10 protein-coding genes and 2 pseudogenes are annotated in these 9,904 nt (G+C 57.9%); 2 read left to right on the top strand and 10 right to left on the bottom strand.

What is annotated here, in order from left to right; all coding sequences use genetic code 11:
* The 5 genes from IYY11_RS00480 to IYY11_RS00500 all read right to left on the bottom strand — a co-directional run.
* The coding region (locus tag IYY11_RS00480; RefSeq protein ID WP_281431650.1) for a formyltransferase family protein at nt 1-710 on the bottom strand (710 nt) is incomplete at its 3' end.
* Nucleotides 711-784: 74 nt separating this feature from the next.
* Nucleotides 785-1,810, bottom strand: coding sequence for a GlxA family transcriptional regulator (locus IYY11_RS00485; protein WP_196402325.1), 1,026 nt, complete (start codon nt 1,808-1,810; stop codon nt 785-787).
* Nucleotides 1,811-2,279: 469 nt separating this feature from the next.
* Nucleotides 2,280-2,507: a cold-shock protein gene (locus IYY11_RS00490; protein ID WP_196402326.1), complete on the bottom strand. Its 228-nt coding sequence runs from the start codon at nt 2,505-2,507 to the stop codon at nt 2,280-2,282.
* A gap of 276 nt (nt 2,508-2,783) precedes the next feature.
* The gene (locus IYY11_RS00495) at nt 2,784-3,632 is read right to left on the bottom strand and encodes a DUF3050 domain-containing protein (protein WP_210331176.1); all 849 of its coding nucleotides are present in this window, start codon (nt 3,630-3,632) and stop codon (nt 2,784-2,786) included.
* 10 nt (nt 3,633-3,642) lie between these two features.
* A complete protein-coding gene (locus tag IYY11_RS00500; RefSeq protein WP_196402327.1) occupies nt 3,643-5,370 on the bottom strand; it encodes a hypothetical protein in 1,728 nt (575 codons plus the stop codon).
* A 176-nt stretch (nt 5,371-5,546) separates the two neighbouring features.
* Between IYY11_RS00500 and IYY11_RS00505 the strand changes: the two genes are divergently transcribed.
* Nucleotides 5,547-6,650, top strand: coding sequence for a helix-turn-helix transcriptional regulator (locus IYY11_RS00505; protein WP_196402328.1), 1,104 nt, complete (start codon nt 5,547-5,549; stop codon nt 6,648-6,650).
* A 131-nt stretch (nt 6,651-6,781) separates the two neighbouring features.
* Here IYY11_RS00505 and IYY11_RS00510 read toward each other — a convergent pair whose 3' ends face one another.
* Together IYY11_RS00510 and IYY11_RS00515 are read right to left on the bottom strand one after the other, a co-directional pair.
* The gene (locus IYY11_RS00510; RefSeq protein ID WP_196402329.1) at nt 6,782-7,102 is read right to left on the bottom strand and encodes a hypothetical protein; all 321 of its coding nucleotides are present in this window, start codon (nt 7,100-7,102) and stop codon (nt 6,782-6,784) included.
* Nucleotides 7,103-7,260: 158 nt separating this feature from the next.
* Nucleotides 7,261-7,452: pseudogene (locus tag IYY11_RS00515) on the bottom strand (IS21 family transposase); the annotation flags it as partial.
* A gap of 181 nt (nt 7,453-7,633) precedes the next feature.
* On the opposite strand from IYY11_RS00515, the gene IYY11_RS00520 reads away from it, so the two are divergent.
* Nucleotides 7,634-8,110: a hypothetical protein gene (locus IYY11_RS00520; RefSeq protein ID WP_196402330.1), complete on the top strand. Its 477-nt coding sequence runs from the start codon at nt 7,634-7,636 to the stop codon at nt 8,108-8,110.
* 146 nt (nt 8,111-8,256) lie between these two features.
* Here IYY11_RS00520 and IYY11_RS00525 read toward each other — a convergent pair.
* From IYY11_RS00525 to IYY11_RS00535, 3 genes and pseudogenes are all read right to left on the bottom strand, one after another.
* Nucleotides 8,257-8,721, bottom strand: a pseudogene (locus IYY11_RS00525) (transposase).
* A 31-nt stretch (nt 8,722-8,752) separates the two neighbouring features.
* Nucleotides 8,753-9,025, bottom strand: coding sequence for a hypothetical protein (locus tag IYY11_RS00530; protein ID WP_083481398.1), 273 nt, complete (start codon nt 9,023-9,025; stop codon nt 8,753-8,755).
* 31 nt (nt 9,026-9,056) lie between these two features.
* Entirely contained in the window at nt 9,057-9,371 is a 315-nt protein-coding gene (locus IYY11_RS00535; RefSeq protein ID WP_196402331.1) for a hypothetical protein, read from the bottom strand.
* Nucleotides 9,372-9,904 lie beyond the last annotated feature (533 nt).

Raw genomic sequence — 9,904 nt, forward strand, 5'->3', positions numbered from 1 at the left:
TCACCGGGCGCGCCTCTCAGGCGATCCTCTTGGTGCGCGCCGAAAAGGAAGCAGTCTATGTCCAGCAACTTGCTCAGAACGCCCGGGGCGCTGTCCGCGGCGCGCAACTTCCTGATAACGGTCGCCGCCGAGTCCTTTTTCCAATTAATAGAGCGGTCCGCTTGCTTCATCGAGGGGCGAAGACGGCCTCGCGCATATGACATCGCCTCGCAGAGGGGTTCCGGCCGCCAGTCTCCGGACTGAACTTCGCCCGTCTCGATCCGCGCGATCGCTTCAAGCACGCCGCACAAAGCGGCTTCAGTCACCGGGCCGCGATACAGACTGCATTTGCTCGGCGGATCTGCATCGAGCGCGAATTCCGGAGAGGCCCAAATCGGCCCCGCGTCGAAATCCTCGGCGGCTTCCAGGATGGTGACGCCCCATGCCCTTTCGTCGCTCGTGATCGCCCAATCGAGCGACGATGGTCCTCGGTCGCCTTTGATGCCCGGATGCACGATCAGACATCTCGTGCGGGTATAAACTTCAGTTGGAATCGCGATCTTCAACATCGGCGCGATAATCAGATCCGGAGCGTGCCGCTCGGCGGATTCGATCATCTCCGCGCCGAGCGCGACGACGCTCACCCGAATTTCGTGCCCTCGTTCGACGAGTTCGACGAAGAGCCGCTGGCTGAGGCTATTATGTGCGGAAGTCAAAAAGAGAATGCGCATGGAAATCCTCCCATGTTCTGGTTGATTTAGTTGAAGAAAATGTTTTGCGCCGAAATCGCCGTTTTGGGGCTGAGTCAGGCGTCTAGCGTCGATCGGAAGCGCGCCCGATAGTCGGCTGGACTAGCGTCGAAAAGGCGCTGAAAAGTGCGTCGCATGCGCTCGGCGTTTCCAAAACCGGATTCCATAGCAATCACCTCGATTAATGAATTTGTGTGTTCAAGCTTGGAGCGTGCCGCGTCGGCGCGCGCTCGTTCGGCGAATTCGGCGGGCGTCTGACCAGTCTCATTGCGGAACAGGCGCGAGAAACTGCGCTCGCTCATCGCCATGCGATCCGCCAGCGCGGGGACGCTTAGATCCGCCTCAGGATGCGCCAACATCCATGTCTGAAGTTCGCTGACGTCCACTCGTAAAGGCGTCTCCAGTACGCTCGCATGCCCCTTGAACTGCGATTGACCGCCCGGTCGCCTCGGGAACACCAGCAGCGCGCGTGCGACGCCCAGCATCGTTTCCCTACCCAGATCCTCCTCCACTAGAGATAGGGCGAGGTCGATACCTGCTGTGATCCCTCCTGATGTGTAGACATTCCCATCGCGGACAAAGATGCGGCTCGCGTCGACCTCGATCGAGGGATACGCCTTCGCGAGACGGTCTGCATAAGTCCAGTGCGTCGTCGCGCGCCTGCGGTCTAAGAGGCCCGCCCGCGCTAGAACAAACGCGCCAGTGCAAATTGAAACGATCCGCCGCGTCCTGGGCGCAATCGACTGGACCCATTCGAGGAGCGCAGAGTCTTCGGTGACGGCTTCGCAACCCGTGCCGCCGATAACGACTAAGGTGTCCAACCCCTCAACCATCTCGCCGTAGCTGTGAGAGGCGATGATCTGCAGTCCGGACATCGTCGGGACAGGTCCCGCCGCTTGAGCGATCACGATAGACTGGTAGGTCGGCGGCTTTCTCAGCACGCTCAACATAATATTGGCCCAGTGGAACGTTTCAAATGGACCTGAAAGATCAAGGCTCTGGCAGTCCGGGTAAACCAAAAACCCGACCCGACGGAACCGTGCATCTTCATGGGATCGCTTTTTTGAAAATTCCTTTTTCATGACGCGATCTCACGCGCGCTTCAGTTCGCAGCAAGGACAAATATCCCACCTTTTCGGCCAGCGCCCGAGGTGACGTCGTTGATCGCGTGGGGATGGTTTCATATTTATGCTGGTGCCTCATAGCCATGTCGTCATCCGGGGCAAGAACGAAGCCGGCGAGTATTTGATCATCGCTTGAACTTAAACCGTGCCGGATCACCTAACAACGCCGCTGCGGTGGCGGATGGGACGCCGGCTCATCCTCAGGCGATCGAGCCCCGTTCCTCAGCTTGGCCGCTCGTCCGCCGTCCATTCGAACCCGAACAGTCGCTTGGGCCGCGCGAAGCGAAGTCCACCTAGGCAAGGGACATGATGGACGCTGTTATGTTGAAATCGATTTTTCCAAAGACCGGCTTGATGTGAACACGCTTCCGCAAGGCAGACGGACGCTAAATCCGCGACACCGCCGCTCTTCGCGCTGCGCGGCGATTTACGATCGAACGCGAAGCGATGCCAGCTCCACCTCTTCGACCCACTCGGTCCCCCGGCGGGGGTCGGCGCCGGTCTCGAAATAGATCTTCGAGCCCGGCGTAATGTTCATGATCCCCGCGCGCTGAAAGACGCTGAAGTGGACGAATACCGACGCTCCGCCGCTCTCCGGCCGCACAAACCCGAAGCCGCGTTCTGAGCTGTAGTATTTGACAGTTCCTAATTGCATTTCCGCTCCTTTTCGCTGGAGAGATTATCAATCGATCTCTAGAACGACGGTGCGCGAGCGCACAAATGGCGTGGACCGTAAATGGCGTCGACTTAGTGCCGATTGCAGCCGCTTGAAAAAGGATAGAGTGATCGGCTAACGAGCCTCCATAATATATCAACGGGAAAGAACTTGCCAGTGGACCCCTTTAACGAAACGCGCCGGAAAAGACTTCTTCCAACAACCAGCCCCACTGAACGGCATTAGCGCTAAAAGGAGAATCGCCCTTGGTGCGATTCAAAGAAGGTCTCCGCGAATGTGTTCGTCGAACACGAATGCCGGCCCGCAGTTGATCCCAAAGCTTTTTGACTGCACCTGAAAATGATCAGCCAATCCATCCCATAGATCAATGCGTCGGTTGACGGACGTTAGGGAAGCGGTATGAAATGCGCGTCGTTGCGCAACATCGTTTCTCACCACCAGTTCGATAATCGCGCGCGCCGCGGGCGCATGAACGTCACCGTCAAGTGTGATGTGCCTATTTACATAGTAGACGAAGGTTGGCGCAAGCGCAGAATCTACAGTCCAATTGTCGAGCAGCGATGTGAACATTTTGGGAATGGAATATTCCCGCCCATAGAAAAAGCTGCCCAGAACCTCGTGCGTCTCGCAGCGCCGCGCGGTTTCCACGGTGAAGCACACGAAATCAGCGACGGCCTTGGGAGCTCCCACCAAATTCAACGCCGCTTCGACGCTCGATCCTGCACGTAAAAGTGTGATGAAACTCTCGATCTGATCCGTTGATGCGCCAACCTCGCGCATCGCAGAGAGATACAGGCCAAAATGACTGTCGTGGCCACCTTCCGGCGTTTTGTCAGTCTCCTCGCTGAGGACAATCTCATTGATCAGCCGAGCTGCTAGGAGATTCGCGGGAGGAAGCCACGGAACGCTTTCACAGGTGAAGTCTCGTTGCAGCCGCTTTACGAGAGACATGAAGTCCCAGACGGCAAAAACATGCCACTCCATAAACGTTCGTAGCCTCGCGATATCCGTCACCATCGTGAAAACAGGGTGACGATGCATTAGCTCGAGCTTTGACTCGATGTGGAATTCGTCCGCGGTAACGTCTCGTTGTGACTGGCTCATGGTCGATTCCCTAAGAAAGGTTGACGCAGGAATGATCGTCATCGCGGTTTAAAGGCGCATTAGGATCAATCGTCGAAAGATGCCTGCGGCGCGCGGCAAGTCTAGGTTCCACCGCCCGCTCCCAATGGCGTCGCTCAAAGCCCGAAGCGTCGATCGGACGCCCTTTCAGCTCGCGTTCGTGCTGCCATTTCTGGTCATAGGGTGGAAGCGTGTCGGCTGCGAAATACGCAGGCTTCTTTCCATGTGACGCATGACCGGCAGCGTGAATGCTGCAAGTTGGTCGCATTGGATCGAGTGCCTTTCGGGCAAGAGGCTCATCCTGTTGGAAGATTTGCGCCACCTCTTGCACGAACCAGTATACTGGCGCTATGGCAGACGCTCCGCTCCGCTTCTTGCGCTCGGTGAGTTTCTCAGCGGCCTCAGGATGATTCTTCTCGACCCATTCATGGGAGGCGATGTGCGAGCGCCCAGAAATGGTAGTGGCAGAGAGTGAGGTGTGGTCGTCCCAAATGACAATCGCGCCGCTTGGATTGGACCATAGCTTTGCGGCGTGTCCGTGCACGGCGTTGCCCGTGAAGTATGGGATCAGAAGCCTCGCGCCCCCATGACTGTGACAGACAAAGGCAGCCTTGCTGATGCGGCCATTACGCGGCGACACGCCCGGAAGGCCCGAAGCGGAAGCGGTCACCTGAAAGAGTTCGAACTGCTTTGCGATCAGCGCTTCCAAAGGTTGGCCTGGATTCCATGCATCGGGCCATCCGGCGCGCAGCGCATTGCTTGGCCGCGGCGCCCGTCGTTTGACGAAGAGATTTTGCGAACACTGAGTAAACACCTCTTCTGTCCCGCCAACGAAAAAACGCAACAAGCGGCCGGTGCTTTCGGCCACATCTCGCCATCGCGCAATAAAATCCTGATCAAGCGCATAGTCATGCGCAAGTTGGTCTGGGTTGATGAGCTCAACGCCGAAAAGCGTGATATGCAACCCCATCGCGTCTGGATCGCGTGGGTGCAGCGCGAGTATCGCAAGCCTTTTCGTTTTGCGAACGGCGTCCGCTAGCTCGATGAGAGCGGCGACCGCGCTGCGACGCCTCGCACGCGCCCGCGGCGTCGCGCAACGTATCTCATCGCCTGCGACGAGCTGTTTATAGCTGTTCGGCATGTCGTTCCTGCCTGCAAGCCAAAAGTCGATCGCCCGTGTAGGATCGTCTCCTCTGGGCGTCGGCAGCAGCAAAGGAACGGCGACGCTCTGGTGATCAAGGACCAGGATTGGTGGGGCGCTATTGACGTCTTCGACCATCGCCGCGCAGACGGGACGGGTGCGGCGAAACAAAAAGCCATCGGGCTCAGCTGCGCAACCGAGCAAAGCCGTCTCGGCTGTCATGGCGAAGACGCCCATTGTCGCATTAAGATATTGCCGATATTGGCGTGTGTAAAAATTGTTTGCGCCCTTTGTAACCGTAAGCTCGCTATCGTCCAGGAGAAATTGGAAAACATGCTCTGCCGCAGGTCCCGGCGCGTTCACGCGGCGCAGCCAGCGTTCGGCTGCAGTTTCCCGCAAGTGCGGCGGCGCCAGTCCAAGCGCCCTGCGAGCGATGGCGCCCATGGGTGTCACGGCATATGGATTGTCGCTATGATCACTTTGCCCTGCCGGGCTAAGTCGCCGGGAGACAAGACACCCGTTGATTGCCCTCGCCAGACCGGAACTGATTGCAAAAAAAGGCGAAACCGAATGAAGCATGTAAAATGCCTCCGTAAGGGCGGAGGGCGAAAAAAGGACCTTTTCGCCGTCTTCTCCATGCAAGCAAGGGCTATTTGCAAAGCCGCGCCCATCTAGAAAACTCTAATCGGTTCGGCTGGTCATCATCAGAATTGTGGATGCAATGAATTTTCGAACGCACTTAAGAGGGTTGAGCGATGGATGAAGACCTTATTGAACTCATTCATGAGAGCGCGTTCGTTCCCGAACATTGGCCACAAGTTATTGACCGTCTTTCCGAGCTGGCCGGCGCGCAGATTGGGTCTGTGACCATTTTTGGCGACAGCGCCGCAACACTGTGGAAGTCGTCTCCCACCGACCATCATGGTCCACGCCGATTTGTCGAGGAAAACTGGCTCTTTCGCGGACGTTTCGGCGCGCTCATGCAAGCCAGCAATTATCCGGGCTTCACGATTGAGAGCGACGTGTGGACGCCGCAACAGATCGCCGACGAGCCAATGTATCAGAAATTATTCGGCCCAGAAGGCTATATGCATAACGCATCCACTATCATCCGCCTTCCCAGCGGGCAAAGTGCGTTCCTAGCCGTCAACCGCCGCACCGAAAATGGCCCGGTGGAGCGCCAACAAGTGCAGCGCCTCGACGCCTTGCGCCCGCACCTCGCGCGAAGCGCGTTAGTTTCGGCGCGCCTCCAGATGGAGCGCGCAGGGGCGATGAGCGAAGCGATGGCGCTTCTCGATTTGCCGGCCGTGGTTCTCAATGAGGCGGGAAAGATATTGGCGGCGAACCATCAGATCGAAACGCTGACCGACTGCGTAAGATTTCGGGCGCAGGATCGAATGTCACTCAAAGACAGCGCTGCAGACACAGTTTTGCGCGGCATCATTGAGGCATTTCCTCGCTCGGACGCTTCACCCGCGCAGTCTTTCCCGCTGCGCGATGCGGAAGGGCGCGCCCTGCGCGTGGCGCATGTCGTGCCGATCCGTCGGTCGGCGCGCGACATTTTCGTTCGTTGCGCCGCCGTTATAATTTTTGCGCCGATCGGCGCGCCCCATGCGCCGCCGGTTGAACTCGTGCGATCGCTTTTCGATCTCACACCCGCCGAGGCAAACGTAGCGCGCAGTCTTGTGGGCGGGGACACAGTCGAGATGATTGCCATGTCCGGAGGAGTATCGCTCAGTACTGTGCGCAGCCAGGTGCGCGGCGTGCTTGAGAAAACTGGGTGCACCCGGCAGGCCGACGTTGTCGCGCTGCTCGCCGGGATCGCTACCCCCGCGCGACGTGAAGACTCGTCAAGTTAGACGTTAGTCGGTTTCGCGTGAGCGAGTTCAAGCAAGAACAAGTGCAAAGCGATCGAGTGGCGGCTATCCCTGGGGGCGAATTCGCGTCGCTCGTTTGCGTCGGCCACTGTCGCATTTCACCGCCGTCAACGTCACGATGGATATCGGATGATACGCACCACTTCGTCGACATCGTCGGAGATAGTGCGAACCGCTTGAATTTCTCTTTGGCTCCCCAAAATCAGCGCGAGGTTTTGGCGCGGCTTGTCAGATCGACCTGCAATCTCGACGACCTGATCGCCGACGTTCCCGACGAATTGCACGCGCGGCCTTACGAGCTCGTCTTCGTCGCCGGCGTGCCCCAATTGACGCCGACCGAGATTTTGGCAGTGACCGCGATCGCTTATCTGCAACCTTCCGCCCCCCACCGAACTCTTGTCGGTCTCCGGCAAAGAGATCAGTTGCGACGTCATCGGCGCGCCTTTCGCACGACGAGAAAGTTCCTGGAGGTCTTCGGGAGCAAGTCGACGCAGCCGCGGAATGTTCTTTTGACCGTCCGCTACTACTCCGCCAATTTTAGAGGAGTCCGGTTATCGCTTCGCTAAGCTGCAACCGCTCTCCATCGCCTTGCACGAGCTGCGAAACGGGGTTGCTTCGCCGTCGCCGTCTTGTCGGATTCCAAAATGGCGTCGATCACAGGAATGAGTGGGCCAAACTTCGGCCGCTCCAGCGGCTTCGTCCGCAGATAGCCCGGCGGCGCCGAATAGCGGCACATCTTCGCCACGGCGTCGCGGCTCAGACCAAATACGCGCGCCGCCCCACGCGCCGCTCATTGGCCGATTATTGCGCCGCCAGGTACAATATGCATGTAAAGTGACGCAGACCCCCTCAAAAGGCAAATCGACAGCGGCGGAACTGGCCTTAATAGTGTGCCGCATAACCTTGACGCAGGGAGCGGTTTTGGCGTCAATCGTTAGCTATTGGGCGAATTTAGGAGAAGCGAGATGCGGCGCCGTAACCAGGGATCTGGCGGAATTTGGAGGCGAGCCGCCGCGACGGCGCTTTTCGCGCTTGCTGCGGCCACGGCGGCGGCCCAGCCGGCGCGCGAGGGAAACCCGCCAGCGGAATTTCGAATTTTGCCTTACTCAGGACTAACTCCCTACTGCATCGATCCGACGATTCTCAACGAAGTCGTCAAGGGTTTTGCGGCAAGAGAAGCCTGGTTCTGGAATTCGCCTCTGGCCATTGTGGCCTTTGACGGCGTCGAGGACATCGGCGCCCGCAACAACGGCCTGAGCTATATTCCCCGTCGCTATTGTCGCGCACTGGCGCTTTTTAACGACGGCGTAAGACGCGAGGTCGTCTACAATATCGGCGAATCTTTGGGCTTCATCGGCGCGGGACCTGGCGTGACATGGTGCGTTGTCGGGCTCGACCGTAATCATGCCTTCAGTCCTAATTGTCGAGCCGCGGGGCCTTAGCGTCCTATTCGAAGGCGCGTGGCGTCGGACGGATTTTTCGGCGCTGTCGCGAGGGGAGGGGACTGCACGGCGGACGGCATACTATGGCTTGTCGGGACAGTTCTTCGCCAAATGGCTGATGCCAGACACGCGCAACGTCTCGCTCCTCAATCATCGGTTGAGGTTGGCACCGGTCGCGCGCTTATCTGAAAGACTCCTATTGCCAAAGCTTTGGCGATAAGGGCATGAGTTCGTCGATACACCATTGCTGAGAGTGTATTCTTGCGAGTCAGAGTCAGCGGTCTGATCTGATTTTCGACTGGGTTGGTGTCCAACTCGACGCGACCGTCGTCGAAAAAAGAGGTGAACCCGTCTCAATGGCTGAGGAGATAGGCGATCGCCTGTCCCATATTGCTGCTCGGCGACAACCGCGCGGCCTGGGCGCGCAGGAAAGCGTCCAGTTCCGCGACAAGCGGCCGCGAGCGCGCGTTGGTGATCTTTTGTCGTGTCGCTGTGTCGCTGCCGCGGAACTTTTTCTCAACCGCACAAAGCGCAGCGATCTGTGCGAGAACGGCGTCAGCGACGGCGATTGCATCGTGAACTTCCCGACCAAGCGCAAAATGCCGCGCCATGACGACATCGATGCTGGTCTCGACGACGTAATCAATCTGCCAATTTCTTTAGGCAATCGCCGGCAGCCTCGGCGGTCGTCTTTGCGGTTAAAGGGCTTAATCTGCCGGAGCTTACCTTGCTTAGGGTGATTGCTGTTACGACCGCCTCGTTGTCAGCTCCTCGACGCATTTTCCCGACTGCTGCCGCATAGATGGCTTTAGAGTCAGGTGAAAGACCCGCTGCACATGCGTCCGCCTTTTTTCGGTCGGCGTAAGCTGGCGAAGCGAGAAGGGCGGCAACGATCCCGACTTTTAGCGCCCTCATGTGTATCTCCTTGGTCGACTTGCGGTGCTTGCTATATCGGAACATCTCGACATCGCGTTAACCTCACATTCGGCTGCGCTAGGCGGTCGAGCCAGCGCGAAAGGCGCGTCAGGGAATGCGGCAGCGTCGCGCTCTGATGCACGAGGAGAGCGCACAGCTTCTGCGTCGAGGTCGTGCCGCAGTTGAGCGGTGTGCAGACGATGACGTCGCCCGCGCGTCGCATGAGGCTGTTCCAGCGCGCGCTATCGTAGATGACTCCGGCGTAGGTGTGGATGCGCTCCGGCGCACTCATCTTGAGATCCCCCTGCGCGGCGATGACATCGGAGAAAACTTCTCCGGTCAACAAGCAAAAAATGTTCCTGGCGTCATTGCGATGGGGAGTCAGCCGGAGTGATGGTCGGCGGCAGTTGCGCTTTCTCTTAAACACGCTTCAGGAACGGATCGTCATGCAAACGCATTAGCAGGTTTAGCAACGAGACGCCGACCGACGGCGCGATTTCGCTTTTGTCAAAATTTCCTACATCAAGGAAAGTCGCCGACAACTCGAAATAAATTTACGCATTTGCTCGGTGTGTGACGAAAAAATTCAGGAAAAAATGTGCGCCCGATGCAACGAATTTCGGAATGAGACGTTGACAGATAGCGGTTGCTGCAGTGCACCTAACTATTAAGCGCGATGCACATAATTTGGCCAGGGCGCGGTGGCGATTTCTCTTGGAGGGACATTGATGGAAGCCATCAATGCGGTCACGCTCAATACATGCTTTGACTCGGATGAATCCCTTCGTGGGCGCCGTCCGGAAGAGTTCGACGTAATTGTCTTAAATCGGCAATTCGCGGCCGCCGAAGATCAATCTCTCGATCACGAAGTGAATGTAT

It is taken from the genome of Methylocystis sp. H62 (assembly GCF_015709515.1).
GTDB lineage: Bacteria > Pseudomonadota > Alphaproteobacteria > Rhizobiales > Beijerinckiaceae > Methylocystis.

Excerpts from the sequence above, each read along its gene's own strand:
- IYY11_RS00485 (WP_196402325.1), bottom strand. The coding sequence starts at position 1,810 with ATGAAAAAGGAATTTTCAAAAAAGCGATCCCATGAAGATGCACGGTTC.
- IYY11_RS00495 (WP_210331176.1), bottom strand. The coding sequence starts at position 3,632 with ATGAGCCAGTCACAACGAGACGTTACCGCGGACGAATTCCACATCGAG.
- IYY11_RS00490 (WP_196402326.1), bottom strand. The coding sequence starts at position 2,507 with ATGCAATTAGGAACTGTCAAATACTACAGCTCAGAACGCGGCTTCGGG.
- IYY11_RS00510 (WP_196402329.1), bottom strand. The coding sequence starts at position 7,102 with ATGACGTCGCAACTGATCTCTTTGCCGGAGACCGACAAGAGTTCGGTG.
- IYY11_RS00505 (WP_196402328.1), top strand. The coding sequence starts at position 5,547 with ATGGATGAAGACCTTATTGAACTCATTCATGAGAGCGCGTTCGTTCCC.
- IYY11_RS00530 (WP_083481398.1), bottom strand. The coding sequence starts at position 9,025 with ATGAGGGCGCTAAAAGTCGGGATCGTTGCCGCCCTTCTCGCTTCGCCA.
- IYY11_RS00520 (WP_196402330.1), top strand. The coding sequence starts at position 7,634 with ATGCGGCGCCGTAACCAGGGATCTGGCGGAATTTGGAGGCGAGCCGCC.
- IYY11_RS00500 (WP_196402327.1), bottom strand. The coding sequence starts at position 5,370 with ATGCTTCATTCGGTTTCGCCTTTTTTTGCAATCAGTTCCGGTCTGGCG.